The 17,081-nt window shown below is 44.5% G+C and carries 15 protein-coding genes; all 15 read right to left on the reverse strand.

Annotation, left to right across the window (positions count from 1 at the left end; genetic code table 11):
* Window positions 1–1,494: 1,494 nt before the first annotated feature.
* Complete coding sequence (locus tag CWB99_RS18005) at window positions 1,495–3,705, reverse strand: peptidase domain-containing ABC transporter (RefSeq protein ID WP_138550153.1); 2,211 nt, start codon at window positions 3,703–3,705, stop codon at window positions 1,495–1,497.
* Window positions 3,705–4,949, reverse strand: coding sequence for an HlyD family secretion protein (locus tag CWB99_RS18010; protein ID WP_138550152.1), 1,245 nt, complete (start codon window positions 4,947–4,949; stop codon window positions 3,705–3,707). The genes CWB99_RS18005 and CWB99_RS18010 overlap by 1 nt, the downstream gene beginning before the upstream one ends.
* A 2-nt stretch (window positions 4,950–4,951) precedes the next feature.
* Window positions 4,952–5,293: a nuclear transport factor 2 family protein gene (locus tag CWB99_RS18015; protein ID WP_138550151.1), complete on the reverse strand. Its 342-nt coding sequence runs from the start codon at window positions 5,291–5,293 to the stop codon at window positions 4,952–4,954.
* 900 nt (window positions 5,294–6,193) lie between these two features.
* Window positions 6,194–6,769 carry a hypothetical protein gene (locus tag CWB99_RS18020; RefSeq protein ID WP_138550150.1) on the reverse strand — a complete coding sequence of 192 codons (576 nt, stop codon included), beginning with the start codon at window positions 6,767–6,769 and terminating at the stop codon, window positions 6,194–6,196.
* 33 nt (window positions 6,770–6,802) lie between these two features.
* The gene (locus tag CWB99_RS24170) at window positions 6,803–6,952 is read right to left on the reverse strand and encodes a hypothetical protein (protein WP_171045387.1); all 150 of its coding nucleotides are present in this window, start codon (window positions 6,950–6,952) and stop codon (window positions 6,803–6,805) included.
* Between the two features lie 450 nt (window positions 6,953–7,402).
* On the reverse strand, window positions 7,403–9,559 hold the full coding sequence (locus CWB99_RS18025; RefSeq protein ID WP_138550149.1) for a winged helix-turn-helix domain-containing protein: 2,157 nt from the start codon (window positions 9,557–9,559) through the stop codon (window positions 7,403–7,405).
* Window positions 9,560–10,059: 500 nt separating this feature from the next.
* Entirely contained in the window at window positions 10,060–10,476 is a 417-nt protein-coding gene (locus tag CWB99_RS18030; RefSeq protein WP_046004727.1) for a F0F1 ATP synthase subunit epsilon, read from the reverse strand.
* Window positions 10,477–10,489: 13 nt separating this feature from the next.
* On the reverse strand, window positions 10,490–11,875 hold the full coding sequence (atpD, locus tag CWB99_RS18035; protein WP_010384876.1) for a F0F1 ATP synthase subunit beta: 1,386 nt from the start codon (window positions 11,873–11,875) through the stop codon (window positions 10,490–10,492).
* A gap of 32 nt (window positions 11,876–11,907) precedes the next feature.
* Complete coding sequence (gene atpG / locus CWB99_RS18040; RefSeq protein ID WP_054016188.1) at window positions 11,908–12,768, reverse strand: F0F1 ATP synthase subunit gamma; 861 nt, start codon at window positions 12,766–12,768, stop codon at window positions 11,908–11,910.
* Between the two features lie 52 nt (window positions 12,769–12,820).
* Window positions 12,821–14,362, reverse strand: coding sequence for a F0F1 ATP synthase subunit alpha (atpA, locus tag CWB99_RS18045; protein WP_046004730.1), 1,542 nt, complete (start codon window positions 14,360–14,362; stop codon window positions 12,821–12,823).
* Window positions 14,363–14,376: 14 nt separating this feature from the next.
* Window positions 14,377–14,910, reverse strand: a complete 534-nt coding sequence (gene atpH / locus CWB99_RS18050; RefSeq protein ID WP_046004731.1) for a F0F1 ATP synthase subunit delta — start codon at window positions 14,908–14,910, stop codon at window positions 14,377–14,379.
* Between the two features lie 15 nt (window positions 14,911–14,925).
* Complete coding sequence (gene atpF, locus CWB99_RS18055) at window positions 14,926–15,396, reverse strand: F0F1 ATP synthase subunit B (RefSeq protein ID WP_138550148.1); 471 nt, start codon at window positions 15,394–15,396, stop codon at window positions 14,926–14,928.
* 49 nt (window positions 15,397–15,445) lie between these two features.
* A complete protein-coding gene (gene atpE / locus CWB99_RS18060; protein ID WP_008222392.1) occupies window positions 15,446–15,679 on the reverse strand; it encodes a F0F1 ATP synthase subunit C in 234 nt (77 codons plus the stop codon).
* 66 nt (window positions 15,680–15,745) lie between these two features.
* Window positions 15,746–16,603 (reverse strand): F0F1 ATP synthase subunit A, encoded by an 858-nt coding sequence (atpB, locus tag CWB99_RS18065; protein WP_054016190.1) that lies wholly within the window; start codon window positions 16,601–16,603, stop codon window positions 15,746–15,748.
* Window positions 16,604–16,619: 16 nt separating this feature from the next.
* Window positions 16,620–17,000, reverse strand: coding sequence for an ATP synthase subunit I (locus CWB99_RS18070; protein WP_010384869.1), 381 nt, complete (start codon window positions 16,998–17,000; stop codon window positions 16,620–16,622).
* Between the last annotated feature and the right edge of the window lie 81 nt (window positions 17,001–17,081).

The following is a 17,081-nucleotide window of genomic DNA, read 5'->3' on the forward strand; positions in this document are numbered from 1 at the left end:
GTTTAGTTCTTTCATGATCTTTATCCTTTCAGGGTCGATTAAAATTCGTACTTGACGCCGATTTCATAGCCGTCTTTGGTTACTTTGACGTAGATAGTGCCACCGGCGCCATTGACTGCGTTCATTTGGATTGCGTTTAGTTCTTTCATGATCTTTGTCCTTTAGTGTATATTAAAACTTGATTTCGAAGCCGATTTCCCAGCCGTCTTTGGTTACTTTGCCGTAGATAGTGCCACCAGCGCCATTTACTGCGTTCATTTGGATTGCGTTTAGTTCTTTCATGATCTTTGTCCTTTAGTGTTTATTAAAACTTGATTTCGAAGCCGATTTCCCAGCCGTCTTTGGTTACTTTGCCGTAGATAGTGCCACCAGCGCCATTGATTGCGTTCATTTGGATTGCGTTTAGTTCTTTCATGATCTTTGTCCTTTAGTGTTTATTAAAACTTGATTTCGAAGCCGATTTCCCAGCCGTCTTTGGTTACTTTGCCGTAGACAGAGCCACCAGCACCATTGATTGCGTTCATTTGGATTGCGTTTAGTTCTTTCATCATTTAATCCTTATATAAATATTTAATTAATTAGATTTACAATCTTGGTGTTCGATAACATCACAGCTCATATCGATAAAAGGGTCACCTGCACCAGAAACCAAGCTGGGATTATTAATAACTTTCATTTTATTTCCTTTAACTCTTATTTCAGGCTTTCAAGTTCACGTAATTCTTCAGCGCAATGCTCGCATAAGCTTCCACCAAAAACAGCTGTCAGTTCTTTTATTTCTTTCATTTTTAACTTCCTATTTTTTGAAAAAAAGTTCAGGGTCACACGGGTCATCATATTCGCGGCCAGCACCAGTTACATTTTCCACTTCATACTTATTTAATTCGTTCACGTTTATTTCCTCTATTAGTTGATATATTGATCGATATCAGGGCACATAGGTACTTCTTCTTCACCACCAGCGATCAGAACCAGGTCTTTAGCATTTAGATTTTTCATAATTTTTCCTATTTTCATGTAACGGCCACAGTCGTCAATATCAGATTTTTATCTTTTTTCTTAAAGACTTAACAACTAAAACGATAAAGCCAGAGAGCAGAAAGAGGTTTGCAACATCCCAAAGCAACTTTAACTTAACAGTAAAATATTCTCTGGCTGTATTTAACAAACTCTATTTTTTAAATTTAATGGAGAACTCAAAGAATTTAAAAATCCAAATTAAAAATAGAACTTTCAAATTAAAGAGAGTATTAATCTCGCAAACCTTATTACACTTTTTGATTTAAGCTTATCTCCGCCAAGATTTAAGCTTGATTTATAAGTTAACACTAAAAAATTAAATGTCAACAAAACATATTAAAAAAATAAAACTAAAAAATAAAATAAAAACAATTAAAAAGTAAACTGAGCGCGCACCACAACCAAGAACACAAGCCATTAAATTAATAAGGGCGCACTCAAACATAAACCAAACACTTATTATAATAACTTATACTAAGCCATATTAAACTCACTCGTCGCACCTGTTTCAGTATATGGTGTGCTATCTATACACAAGGAGACATCTGCAGGCTTAGGCCGCCTCAGGCTAATATCCGGCTTATCTACCGCAACAGCCTGCCCATATCTCAACTCGATGACACGATCTGCACTGGCAATGGTTTCAGGCCTGTGCGCTATGATTATTCGGGTAATGTCCAGATTCTTAACCGCTTCATTGACTGAAAACTCGAGCTTGGTATCCAAATTACTGGTGGCTTCATCCATAAACAGTATCTTGGGTTTTCGATACAATGCCCTGGCCAACAGCAGTCGCTGTATCTGCCCTCCAGACAGGGCAGCGCCCATATCTCCCACCAGGGTGTTGTATCCCATAGTCATCGACATAATATCCTTATCGATCGCGGCGACCTGAGCGGCCCACTCGACTTTTCGCATATCCAGGTCGGGGTCAAAAAACGAGATGTTATCGGCGATGGAGCCTGACAATAACTGATCATCCTGCATCACAGCCGCGATCTGGGAGCGATATTTTGATAACCCTATCTGCTTGATGTCGATCCCATCGACTAATACCTTACCCGCTTCGGGTTCAAATAAGCCCAGCATGATTTTGGCAAGCGTCGTTTTGCCACAGCCGGATGGGCCGACTATCGCGATGGACTCACCGGCCTCAATAGTCAGATCCAGGTTTTTGAATACCGGTGCTTCTTTGCTGTTATAGCGATAAGTGACATCCTGAAGTGTAAGCGCTCCGGTCAATTCCCCACTGCTGGCTTTACCCTGCATATGATCTTCTTTGTCGGTCAGTGAAATATCGGCAAGTCGGTTAAAATGCAGACTTAGCATCTTAAACTCGATAAGCTTTTCGATAAGAGACGCCATTTTCTCTACAAACTGACGCTTATATGCCATGAAAGCGAATAACATCCCGACGGTCAGATCGCCTTCCATAACCAGCATTGCAGCAAAGTAGACCACCAGCACATTTTCAAATCCAAAGATCACCTTATTGATTGCTTCATAACCGATGTTCAAATGACCCACCCGGATCCCGGCATTCAAACTGTCCGCGTATTTGTTATGCCAGACACTCTGCCTTTGCACTTCGCGGCCAAACAACTTAATGGTTTGGATACCACGTACCGTTTCCATGAAGTTAGACTGCTCTTTGGCCTGGTTGACGATGACTTCTTCCGACATGCGTCGTAACGGTCTGTACATGGCAATGCGAATGACGGCATACACTGCGGTAGCAACAAGGACCACGGCACTCAATTTGGGGCTGTACACAAAAATCATGATCAAGGTAGCAATGGCCATAACCCCATCGATTAAGGCTTCGATCACGCCTTTGGTCAGCAGTTCTTTTACCTGTTGTAAAGAGCCAAAGCGTGACACCACATCACCAATATGACGCTTTTCAAAATATTGCAGTGGCAAACGGATAAGGTGATGGAACAGATTTGCACCAAGCTGAATACTCATGAGGTTACCGAAGTGCAGCAGTAACACGCTCCGTACCGCACCGGTTACCATTTCTATGAGCATCAATAAGCCGAATCCCACGGCTAAAATAGCCAATAAGTTTTGGTCAAAGCTCAGAATGACTTCATCAACAACCAGTTGCATATAGTATGGACTGGCGATGGCGAAAGCCTGCAACAGTAAGGACAAAACAAACACTTTACCCAATGTGGATTTAAGGCCGGTCACTTTGCTCCAAAAATCGGATAACTTAAGGTTTACCCGGGTATCTTCAGACTTAAACTCTTCGGTTGGACTCAGCTCCAGTGCCACACCAGTGAAGTGTTTCGAGAACTCATCCATGGCATATTTGCGATGGCCTAAGCCTGGGTCGTGTATTTCAACACTGTGTTTAGTCACTTTTTTAAGTACAACAAAGTGGTTCATGTCCCAGTGTAAAATACAGGGGGTTTTTAATTGCGGCAGATGTTCCAAGTCTAATCTTAGTGCCCTAGAGCTGAGCTTCAGCTTGTCTGCAATTTGCATTAGCTCCTCTAAGTTCGCCCCTTTCAATGAGATTTCATGGGTCTGACGCAATGTCGTCAGATCTGTTTTATATCCGTGATAAGCAGCAACCATTGCCAGGCTGGCAAGCCCGCATTCCGCCGCCTCGGTTTGCAAGATAACAGGCAGCCTTTTGGCAGCGCTAAACCGGAGTAAGTGCATTGGATTTTCCATCAGATTGCTCCTTTAATGCTGTAAAGAGGTTCAAATAGCCATTCAAACAATGTGCGTTTATCAACCATAATATCGGCTTCCAGTAACATCCCAGCCTGCAGAGGCACAGACGCACCATAGGCATGGGCATGCTGTGCTTTGAGTGAGACAACCACCTGATAAGCCGGCTCTGCGAGTGTCACAGGCAAACTTGTCTCATTTGGAAGTAAAATTGATTTTGAGACGCTCGAAATCGTGCCTTCATAGATACCAAACCGGGCATAGGGAAAAGCCTGATAACGGATCCGTGTATTTTGCCCTTCCTGTACAAAGCCAAATGCGCGAGATGGCACCAGCAGCACAGCTTCCAGCGCCGCATTTTCCGGCAGGACCGTCATTAAAGGGCTGGTGCTCTGTGCAATCATGCCCGGTTTAACCATCAGGCTGCTGACCCGACCACTTCTATGACTACGCACATCGTAACTTTGCTGTGCACTGGCCTGAGTGATCTGCTGATTAATATCGGCAAGCTGAGTTCTCAGCTGTGCTTCTGTTTTCTGTAAAGTCAGCGGCAGTTGCTGACGCTCCAGACGCAGCTGGCTGAGGGACTCTTGCTGGCTCAATACTCGCCCTTCCAGATCTTCCGCTTGCTGTTGCAAAACCAACATGGCATCACGGACACTTTCAACATCAGATTGAGAGACGAAGTCTTTTTCAATCAATGCCAGCGTATCCCGATAGCGTTTTTCGCTGAGCTCGACACGCTGAGTAAGCAATTCATGTTGCTTTTTAGTCTGTGCCAGCTGAAATGCCGTGTTATTGATCTGAGAGTCCAGTTTCTCCTGACTGACTTTCGCCAGCTGCGTCTGATTCTCTATATTTTTCTTTACCAAATCCTTTTGTTTAATGAGTTCCGCTAAAATCGCTTCATTCATATCGCTGCCAGAGGTCAGGATCCGTTCCATTCTTACCCGCACAAGCACTTGGCCCTTTTCGACCTTTTGCCCTTCTTCAACATAGACTTCATCAATGACGCCCTGACCTAAGGGATACACCTTACTCAGTCCATCTGTTGGCCTCAGATAACCTGAAACGATCTCTTTCCTGTGATACTCGCCAACCACCAGGTAAGTGATGCCAATCAATACCGTCGCCAGAATTACTAACAGGATCCAGTTGAAAGACATATGCGTCGCAATGGAGACCTCACCATCTAACTTTTGCCCCTGGTGTTCAATGGCTTCTTTTCTGAATAACCCCGACATAATTATTCCGCCCCACCAGGAAAAGTTGACGTCGAAAAAATTCGCCACTGACCACCTTCTTTCGCCAATGAATGAATATTTTCGGAGCGTTTATCAAGAGCCTGACCTTCTTTTTCGCCCTCAATGGTCATCACGTCCCGTACTATTAGCAAATCGTCACGCTTGGCAAGTAGCTCTACATTGCGCAGTGTCATCTTAAAGCTCAGTTGCTTACGCATACTTTCAAACTGTGACTTAGCACCCGCCATCACACCTGAACCGGTATGATAAAACGGCTCCAGGTCGTCGAGATTGCCCGAGCAAATGATTTCGTAATAACGCTCAAAGAACTCTTTTAATGTCATCGGGTATCGCTCCATTTCATTCAATTCTAATGTCAGTACCGCCAAACGTTTCTGGAGGTGCTGCTTGTGTTGAGCTCATAGTGCGATACAAAAATGTAGAGTTCAAACTTAATAAAAAACAAGTTTAACTAACAATTACAGCAGCTTATATAGAATTATTACTACTATATAAGTGACTACTTCGAGTAACATTGTATTTTTAGCGTGCCAGTGAAAGGTCGATTTACAGCAGTTGAAGCAACCCTGTCATTCTTCACCCGCCACACAACCCAGTCCTGCACAAGGAATCACACCGCTAACTCAGATACTCCATGTACGATCGCCATTAACCCTTGCTCATTGCATGCGAGAGGGCGGATATTAAGCAGTAGTAATAATCATCGAATACTGCTCGTGCCTGTTTATATGGAGCGTTACATGCTCTGAGAATGACGGAATATGAAGTTTGCTGATAAATGCGGGAGTGATAAAAGTTGGTGCCTGAGCATATCGCGAAGCAAAAAGACGGTACTGATACACTACTGGCGAACAGGCCTTACTGAACTATTGCTCAAAACGGCAAGCGGCAAGCGGCAAAAAAGAGGATGGGATTCTATATGACGTACGCAGCACAAAAGAAGGTGGACTCCATAGAGGTGTGAACGCATTGATGTGGATTACTCAGGTCTATCGATGGTCTGTTGATGACGAACCGCATGCAGGGCTGAAACTGAGGATCTTGCATTTTAGCCTGTCGAAACAAAAGCTAGCTCTTATAAGTCAAGGAGATAGGAAAGGTGCCCGAGAGCATGAGCCGATACCCAAAATCAGCTATTGTTTTTTTAAATCTTCCGCTGTAGTATGGAATTTCCTTATTACATCTGCATTTCTCGCATATGTATGCCCGAGGCACCGCCATGCTTAGGGCAATTTCCCTACCTCTTTGTTTAAACTCGCTTGCTCAATACACTCTGCTTTGTCCACAAATAAGGTCGTCGGCTTTGCACTCCTGAAAGATTCACTTACCTTAGTAACATGCTCATTTAAGTGCAGCGTAATAAACATTTTTTCGCGGCTCTCGTAACTTACTTTTACTTTAAATGCATTGCCGACATGGCAAAACCAGAGCTCTCTTGGTGTATTGGTTTGCTCATGAGCTGGTTCAAATATTCCGAGCAACGTTGGAGTAAGCAACTTGGCAAGCAGCTCCCCTTTGGCAACAGACGAATCGGAATTCAGCTCTGCCACCACCCCCTGAGAGCCAGCAAGTATAAGCTTGACTCTATCCTTAACAGCCTCTTTGTAACTCAGCAAAGGTTCTCCCTCTGAGACAACCTGATCAAGCGTAACAAGGTGGTTTAACGCCGCACCACTTGACGTAGCAAAATGGTATTGATAACTGGGCGAGCCTACAGTTAGATTGCCTGCAAAGCTAAGAGGCGATGCCTCAGTCGATACGAGCGCTAGCCCACCTATTAAACATACTAAGAATTTCATCCATGCCCTTTTTTTTCATTCTTAAGTTGACGATTAGCCGTCAAACGATGGGTAAGTTGTGTTAGTTCTCGGACGTGGCGCACCGTAGTTACCTGCACCACCAATCCTTCGTGTCTGCTTAGTATTTAGTGTCATTATATCTTGAAGGTTTTTAAGCTCTTTTTTATTCACTTTAAATTTCATCTTTGTTTCCTCACACTTTTTATTATCAAAGGATGTCATTCAATTGTCAGCACGTCTTGCAGTAAGACACATTATAGATAACCACACATTTGCCGTGTTGATGTTAAAACAGTACCGCATGATTCAAAATATGGGAAGTTATCAAAGCTTATATAGCAAATATAACTTTCAAAATTAACCATCTGTTTTATATGATTTTATTTATAAAAATCGCAAATAATAATGTCTTCATCAGCTAAAATTTATGCGTCTTCCTTAGCAACAACTTTGCAAGATTGCCATATCGCCATGGTTGTTGAGCAGCGCAATACAACGAGCGCTTTTACAAAGGAAAAAGTAGGGGTGATACGAGAAGTATAAGGTGAATGGGAAGTTTTGTGGCAGACAGTTGCACAAATCAATGGCCAGTCAGTGGTATAACGATTTGATATACCACTGACTGACAAAAAGCTATAGAGGTGAGGCCTGTCGTGATGCCTCAAGCTGGATCAAATGATTGTTTACGCCCTCCAGCGTCGTCATAATGAGTGAATTGCGCTCCACTGAATACCGCAAAGAGTACACCGTTTTATCACCTAAATCGCTCAGCAGATGCCATCCACCTTCTTTCATTTGATAAACTTGCTTACCATTAGAGTAATAAACGCCTCCCATGTCATTAGTTACCAGCCGGGAATTAGCGCTGTGTGGTAGCGATATTTCGTCGCTTATAGCGCCTGTAGACAGGTCAAAATAGTGCAACGTATTTTTACGCGACTGGTAAATTAACTGACTGTCGCTGAACTGAGCAAACCAAACTGCATCCTTTATTGGTAATCTTTTTGACTGCTTGCTCTGCTTTGAGTAAATATAAAACTGGTTATTTTTTTGATTTTCATCGATAACAATATATCCAATATCCCCACCCGGCAGAACATCCGCAGCTAAGACCGCATTCTCTACCTCGACGATATGCTGTATATTAAACTGGTTGTCAAATACAATTAACTGCTCGCCAAATCCCAGTAATGTTTGTTCCGTCCGGGCATCATAGTTAAGCAAAGGAAAGCTATCCTGCGGGCTGCCTATGGTATAAATGGTGTTAAATTGGTCAGGTTCAATGCCTTGCTTCAGGATCCACTTTTCGTGCTCAAGAGCCAGATAATGGGCTAACCCATTTTTCACAAACCCCGAAAACTTAATCTCGTCATTGGTAAATAACGGTGACAATGTGAACTGTGACAAACTGAGCTCATAAATATTATGCTTGTAGGGATAATTAATCGCGATCACTTTGTCCTTAGACAATGGGAATCCGTTGGCGTAATTTCCCTTATTGGTAAGCTGAGTCTTACTTTTAAGTATGTTCGCTTCTAACGAGAACTCAAACAGCCTATTGGTCGCATTGCAAAACCACATTAATGTATCTGATTCAGCCTCATACATCACTTCCCAGATAGGGTTTTTTGATTCGTACAGCTTTGTTTGCTTACTGCCTTCCATATCGGTCATGTAAAGTTCATAGGAATCGTACTGTCGGCGGGTAAAAAAGACGCTATCAAGAGACGATTCATACAATAAAAATATATCGCCAAAGGAGTTTAAATTTGGAGAGGTGAGCTGAAACTCCTCCCCCGTTTCATAGTCATAGTTCATCAGAACAGATAACTGATCTCGTCCGCGATAATTAGCTTTAGAGTATACAAATGAACTTCCCCCCACACCGGCACCGTGCTGAATGGGGCTATTACAGTTGAATAAAAAACGACTATTGCCTTCCAAGTCTCTGTCAGTCTGCCAAACCTCGCATTTATCACCTTCTTCAAGGCGATAAAAAAGCTTGCTCGAATCAGCCGTCCAGCCCAGTGGGGAAAAATTGATATTCACCTCACTAATCTTTTTCTCAAGACCGGTTTTAAGTTCCTTGATAATCAAGCTGTGATTACTTGTACCTTCAGGTACAAAAGAAAACGCGACAAACTCATTACCTGGGGAGACTTTAGCACCCATGTAACGACCTGGCATCCAGGACAACAACTGTTCTTTATAGGTCACATCCTCAACCAAAGCAGAAGGCACAGGTGATGCTTCTGGACCATTCTTTGATGTAGACATCATCAGGCCCAGTACGCCGCCGCCCACAGCTAATACAAGCGCCATAAGGACTAGACGCAATTTAAAGCCGTTAACCGCTTTATTCTGTGCTACTGGCTCAGGATTTTGTTCTGGTGTGTTAGTGCTAGGCCGTGTGACAGGTGTAATACTGGCCTGAGGAATAAGGTCTTGATACACAATTTCAGGATCAAGGAAAAAGCTATACCCTTTACGATAGTGTGTTTTAACAACCAACCCTTTTTGCTTCTCTGATTTGAGCACTTTGCGCAGCTCAGACATTGCCCGGTTGATGGCATTATTATCAACGTAATTTTGGCACCACACATCATTGACCAGATCGTCCCTGGTGATGATCTGATCATTGTTCAAAATTAAGTAGCAGAGGATTTTAAATAACAGAGGTTCAAGTTCTCTGGTTACTTCACCGTCTGAGATGGTTTGCCGTTTTGGATCCAGTGTCCAGGATCCAAATTTTACCGCTTTCACAGTCCTTGAAAAGTTAACTTCATTCATATCGTAACTGCTTATTATCAGGCCCTTATACTATTGGAATAAACTAAATTGTAGAGTTTATGAGTAGGGCTGGCTTCTTATTAAAGCTGCTGAGTAGATAGGCGGTTTTTTCATAGATGATAAGACCTAATCACCGCCTCGGATACTTAGCTACACCAAGTCGTCTTTGGCAATATTAAAGCAAAAAATTAAAGAGTTAAACACTCTGTTTCATTAAGGTTAGTGAATGAATGTATAGACTTTTATTTGCGCGGCATGATCAGCTCGTTCAGGTACGTCGAGTGAGTCACCTCACTGCTCGATAAGCCTTAGTACGTATGCAAAGGTAACTTGATGAATTAACTAGATTCTTCTTATAAATATTGTAATAAGATGGCCAGGAAAAAGCTGAGTTCAGCCTGGTCAATATTTCATTTCACACAACATTATATATGCAAAGAATTTCAGACATAAAAAAACCCACGCAATGCGTGGGTTTTTTAAACCAGATAGGTGGCTGCTTATTTGCGCAGCTGGCGTAGAAGACGCAGCTGAGCAAGGGCTTCTTCAAGCTGCATCGCTGCTTGCTGGTAATCCAGCTCGCCTGCGGTGCCTGAAGCCAGTTGCGCCTGCGCTTCACGTTTAGCTTCTTCAGCAGCTTGCTCGTCAAGCTCTTCCGCACGGATCGCAACGTCAGCAAGGACAGTTACGGTCTGTGGTTGAACTTCCAGCGTACCACCTGCAACATAGATAAACTCTTCAGTTTTGTCTTCTGTTACTAAACGTACCATACCAGGTTTTAGGCCAGTCAGCAGTGGCGCGTGACCAGGGTGAATACCCAGCTCACCTTCACTACCTGTCACTTGGATCGCAGTCACGTCACCAGAGTACAAACTCTTTTCAGCGCTTACTACGTCAAGGCGTACTGTCATTGCCATAACAACCCCCTAATTACATGTTTTTGGCTTTTTCGATCGCTTCGTCGATTGAGCCAACCATGTAGAAAGCCTGCTCTGGCATGTCATCGTATTCACCGTTTAAGATGCCTTTGAAGCCAGAGATAGTGTCTTTCAGTGAAACGTATTTACCAGGTGCACCTGTGAATACCTCAGCAACGAAGAACGGCTGAGACAGGAAACGCTGGATTTTACGTGCACGAGATACAACTTGCTTATCTTCGTCAGATAGCTCGTCCATACCTAGAATCGCGATGATGTCTTTCAGCTCTTTATAACGCTGAAGTACAGTCTGAACGCCACGTGCAGTCTCGTAGTGCTCGTTACCGATTACTAGCGGGTCAAGCTGACGAGAAGTTGAATCCAGTGGGTCTACCGCAGGGTAGATACCAAGAGATGCGATGTCACGTGAAAGTACAACGGTTGCGTCAAGGTGCGCGAACGTGGTTGCTGGTGACGGGTCAGTCAAGTCATCCGCAGGTACGTATACGGCCTGGATTGACGTGATTGAACCAGTCTTAGTTGACGCGATACGCTCCTGTAGTACACCCATCTCTTCAGCAAGAGTTGGCTGGTAACCTACCGCTGAAGGCATACGGCCTAGTAGTGCAGATACCTCAGTACCCGCCAGCGTGTAACGGTAGATGTTATCTACGAAGAACAGTACGTCACGACCTTCGTCACGGAACTTCTCTGCCATAGTCAGACCAGTCAGAGCAACACGCAGACGGTTACCCGGTGGCTCGTTCATCTGACCGTATACTAGCGATACTTTGTCTAGTACGTTTGAGTCGTTCATCTCATGGTAGAAGTCATTACCCTCACGAGTACGCTCACCAACACCGGCGAATACTGAGTAACCGCTGTGCTCGATTGCGATGTTACGGATAAGTTCCATCATGTTTACGGTTTTACCTACACCGGCACCACCGAACAGACCAACTTTACCACCCTTAGCGAATGGACATACAAGGTCGATTACCTTGATACCTGTTTCAAGTAGCTCAACTGAGCTGCTTTGCTCTTCGTATGAAGGCGCAGCGCGGTGGATTGACCAACGCTCTTCTTCACCGATTGGGCCGGCTTCATCAATTGCGTCACCCAGTACGTTCATGATACGACCAAGTGTTGCTGTACCAACTGGAACCTTGATTGGCTCAGCTGTACCTTCTACTGAAGTACCACGGCGCAGACCGTCAGTACTACCTAGTGCGATACCACGTACCACACCGCCACCTAGCTGCTGTTGCACTTCTAGTGTCAAACCAGCCAGGTCGCCTTCTGTAACTTTTAGTGCGTCATATACGGCTGGCACGTTGTCTTGTGGGAACTCGATGTCCACAACGGCGCCGATAATTTGGACGACCTTACCTAAACTCATGTCTATTCCTCTCGTTAAACTTTGCCGAAGCGTTACACGGCAGCTGAACCAGATACAATCTCACTGATCTCTTGTGTGATTGCAGCCTGACGCGCCTTGTTGTATACCAGCTGTAACTCATCAATCAGGCCACCTGCGTTATCTGTTGCGGCTTTCATCGCAACCATACGGGCAGCTTGTTCAGAGGCAGCATTCTCAACTACACCTTGGTAAACCTGAGACTCAATAAAGCGCACTAGTAGTGTCTCTAGAATCGCCTCTGGGTTTGGCTCATATAAGTAATCCCAAGCGTGAGCTGATACTTCTTCTTCAGCTTTTGGCAAAGGTAATAACTGATCGATAACAGGCTCTTGCTTCATTGTGTTGACAAAGTTGTTGTACACAACGAATAAGCGATCAATTTTGCCTTCTTCGTATGCTTTTAGCATCACAGATACAGGACCGATTACGTCCTGAACAGAAGGCGCATCTCCTAACCCGGCTTTTTTGGCTTCAAGCTCACCGCCAAAACGTTTAAAGAAACCGGCAGCTTTGCCACCCAGGGTTGCAAATGTTGCATCAACACCCTTTTCTTTCCACGCTTTAACGTCTTTCGCTACACGCTTAAACTCGTTTGAGTTCAAGCCGCCACAAAGACCACGGTCAGTAGAGATAACAATGTAACCTACTCGCTTCACCTCACGTTCGATTAAGAACGGGTGTTGGAAGTCAAGGTTAGCCTGAGCAATACGACCGATCACTTTGCGTAAGTTTTCAGCGTATGGGCGGCTGGACGCGACGCGTTCCTGTGCCTTCTTCATTTTAGAAGCGGCAACCATCTCCATTGCGCTGGTGATCTTTTGAGTATTCTTGATACTCCCGATCTTGCTTTTTATCTCTTTTCCGCTGGCCATGACTCTTTCTCCGAATCTGGGTGAGTAGCTAACTACTCACCTTCATAACACATTACCAAGTTTGCGTAGACTTGAACTTCTCAAGAAGTTCTTTCAGCTGCGCTTCGATCTCGGCGTTGTAGTTACCAGTTTCATTGATTTGAGTCATTAGCGCTGCGTATTCGCTTTTCGCGAATGCGATAAGGCTTGCTTCAAAATCAAGTACTTTGTTGATTTCGATGTCTTTCAGGTAGCCTTTCTCAACAGCGAATAGAGACAGAGACATGTCAGCAACAGACATTGGTGCGTACTGTTTCTGCTTCATTAGCTCTGTTACGCGCTCACCGTGCTCAAGCTGGGCACGTGTTGCATCGTCAAGGTCAGAAGCGAACTGAGAGAACGCCGCTAGTTCACGGTACTGAGCTAGCGCTAGACGGATACCACCACCTAGTTTCTTAACGATTTTAGTTTGCGCTGCACCACCTACACGAGATACCGAGATACCAGCGTTAACCGCTGGACGGATACCTGCGTTGAACAAGTCAGTTTCCAGGAAGATCTGACCGTCGGTGATTGAGATAACGTTGGTAGGTACGAATGCAGAAACGTCACCACCTTGAGTTTCAATGATTGGCAATGCCGTCAATGAACCTGTTTGACCTTTCACTTCACCGTTAGTGTATTTCTCAACGTAATCAGCGTTAACGCGTGATGCACGCTCTAGCAGACGTGAGTGAAGGTAGAATACGTCACCTGGGTAAGCTTCACGGCCCGGCGGACGCTTAAGTAGTAGTGAGATCTGACGGTAAGCAACAGCTTGCTTAGACAGGTCATCATATACGATTAGCGCGTCTTCACCACGGTCACGGAAGTATTCACCCATAGTACAACCAGAGAACGGAGCCAGGAATTGAAGTGCAGCAGACTCAGATGCTGATGCAACAACAACAATGGTGTTCTCAAGAGCGCCGTGCTCTTCTAGTTTACGTACTACGTTAGCAATGGTAGAAGCTTTTTGACCAACCGCAACGTACACACACTTAACGCCTGTGTCTTTTTGGTTGATGATAGCATCGATAGCCAGTGCTGTTTTACCAGTCTGACGGTCACCGATCACTAGCTCACGCTGACCACGACCAACTGGGATCATAGAGTCGATAGACTTATAACCAGTTTGTACTGGCTCGTCTACTGATTGACGCTCGATTACGCCCGGTGCGATTTTTTCAACTGGCTCAAAACCATCGTTGTCTACCGCGCCTTTACCGTCAATCGGCTCACCTAGTGTGTTAACAACACGACCTAGCAGACCACGGCCTACTGGTACTTCAAGGATACGACCTGTTGATTTAACTTTTACGCCTTCTTTAAGGTCAGCGTATGGACCCATTACTACCGCACCTACTGAGTCGCGCTCAAGGTTCAATGCGATAGCATAACGGTTGCCAGGAAGCTCGATCATCTCACCCTGCATACAGTCAGCAAGACCGTGGATGCGGATGATACCGTCGGTAACAGATACGATAGTACCTTCGTTACGCGCTTCACTTACAACTTCAAACTGCTCAATGCGTTGCTTGATCAGTGCAGAAATTTCTGTGGAATTAAGTTGCATGCTCTTTTTCCCAATTACGATTGCAGCGTCGTCACAAGACGATCTAACTTGCCGCGAATAGACCCGTCGATAACGGTGTCGCCGGCTTTAATGACCAGACCACTTACGATGGTTTCGTCGATGCTACAATTCAGCTTAACTTTGCGTGCGAAACGTTTCTCAAGTGCCGCGACCAATTTTGCTTGCGCATCTTCGGCAAGCGCTGCTGCTGAAACGACGTTAACGTCGATTTCTTTGTCATAGTCTGCTTTTAATTCAGCAAACAAATCTGCAACAGCTGGCATGGCGGCTAAACGCTCATTTTCGGCCATCAGCTTGATAAGGTTTTGGCCTTGTTCGTTGAGTTGCTCAGCGCATAGCTTGATGAATACATCAGACTGTTCTGCTTCGGTGGCAATGCCACCTAACAGTGCCTGAACCTGTTCATCGCGGGCCACCTGGCCTGCGAAGAACAGCATTTCATTCCAAGCTTCAACTGTGCCTTTCTCAACGGCAAGTTCAAAAGCCGCTTTAGCGTATGGGCGAGCGATAGTAGTCAATTCAGACATGCTCATACCCTCTACTTAAAGCTCAGCGACAAGTTTTTCAACGATGTCACTGTGTGCGGCTTGATCGATTTCACGCTCTAAAATCTTCTCTGCACCTACCACAGCCAGAGTCGCTACTTGTTGACGTAGCTCTTCTTTCACGCGGTTGCGCTCAGATTCGATCTCAGAGTGTCCCTGAGCAATGATTTTCTCACGCTCTTGCTGACCCCGAGTTGTCTCTTCGTCAACAATCAGCGTTGCACGCTTTTTAGCTTGTTCGATAATTTCAGCAGCCTGAGTTTTCGCTTCTTTCAGTTCTTCAGCCGCTTTTTCGCGCGCTAGCTCAAGATCTTTTTCAGCTTTGTCAGAGGCAGCTAATCCATCTTCGATTTTCTTCTGGCGAGCTTCAATCGCACCATTTAGCGGTGGCCATACGTACTTCATACAGAAAAGTACAAACACCGTAAACGCGATTAATTCACCTATTAGAGTGGCGTTTAAGTTCACGACCGCTCCTCCTTACTTGACAGTTGTTCGTTTCAGGTATTTTGCAATATTAAAGAGCGAACAACATGTACATAGCGATACCTACACCGATCATTGCTACGGCATCGATAAGACCAGCTAGGATGAACATTTTAACTTGTAGTTGAGGCGCAAGCTCAGGCTGACGAGCACATGCTTCTAGGAACTTACCACCCATGTTACCGAAGCCTAGTGCAGTACCGATTGCACCAAAACCGATTAGTAGAGCAACAGCGATAAGTTTAATAGCAACTGCGATTTCCATTTTTATCTCCAAAGTTTCAATAGTAAATTAAAGTTAAAGTTTAAAAAATTCTTTTCTTTCAGCTAATTAGTGGCTTTTTGTACTAGCCATGCTGAGGTAAACGATGGTCAGCATCATAAATACGAATGCTTGCAGCACGATTACCATGATGTGGAACACAGCCCATACAAAGTGCAGTGGCAGCTGCATCAGGCCGATTGCACCGATCAGGATGAAGATCATCTCACCTGCATACAAGTTACCGAACAAACGCAGTGCCAGCGAGAAAGGCTTAGCAACCAACGCGATTGTTTCAAGTAGCAAGTTACATGGGATCAGGATAACCATCACTAATTTGTTCTTAGAGCTGAACGGGTGCAGCGTAAGCTCACCAATGAAGCCGCCCAGACCTTTAATACGGATTGAATACCCGATCATCAGAATAAATACACCCAGTGCCAGAGCAGCAGTCATATTCACGTCTGTAGTCGGTACAATCTTCATGTAAACATCATGTGGGTCCATACCAAATGCTTGCTCACCAACGAAGCCGGCGAAAGCAGGTAGGAAATCAACTGGAACCAAATCCATCAAGTTCATTAAGAATACCCAGACAAAGATAGTCAGGGCCAAAGGCGCGATCAGTTTGCTGTTGCCATGGTAAGTGTCTCGCACGTTATCACCAACGAGCTCAACAACCATTTCAATAAAGCACTGGAATTTACCAGGAACGCCTGTGGTGGATTTTTTAGCGGCACTTCGGAAGATCCATAAGAATATAAGACCTAAACCGATGGACCATGCGAGGGTATCTATATGCCATGTCCAGAAACCACTGTCCGCACATGCTTTATTGAAGGCCAGACCGGCATCGGTCGAACACATCTTGGCATTGGTCAAGTGGTGCTGAATATGGCTCGATAGAGTCACTTCTTCTGCAGCCATTGTTTTATCCTAAAAGTTAATGATTAAAAAAAATCAGAACCAACCATTGTGTCAGCATCACCAGCATGTAAGTGCCGAAAAACGGCAGCATAACCACTGAAAAATGCTTAAAAATCAGCGCAAAAAGCACAACAGTTAGCAAAAATTTTAATCCGTTTCCTCGTTTCAAAGAGGAATACACTTGATTTGCCTTGCTCGCCCCCATAAATCGGAATGCATAAGCGGCAAATACAAAATTAGGGAGTACCAGCACCGCACCGCCAGCCAACGCCGACAGGCCTGCTTCCACTCCCCAACCAATAAAAACTATTACTGCAGCAATGATAGCTACGAGACCCTGATACAAAACACCTTTTAATGCGGCACGCCGATATGGGCTTGCTAACGAATGAGTCACTTATATTTAACCTTAATGACGCTAAATTTTATCAGGGCTAGAAAACTGGCGAAATTATACTTATTTCTGCTCAATTTGCAA

Origin of the sequence: Pseudoalteromonas rubra, from assembly GCF_005887095.1 — a bacterium.
In the GTDB taxonomy this organism is placed as follows: Bacteria; Pseudomonadota; Gammaproteobacteria; order Enterobacterales; family Alteromonadaceae; genus Pseudoalteromonas; species Pseudoalteromonas rubra_E.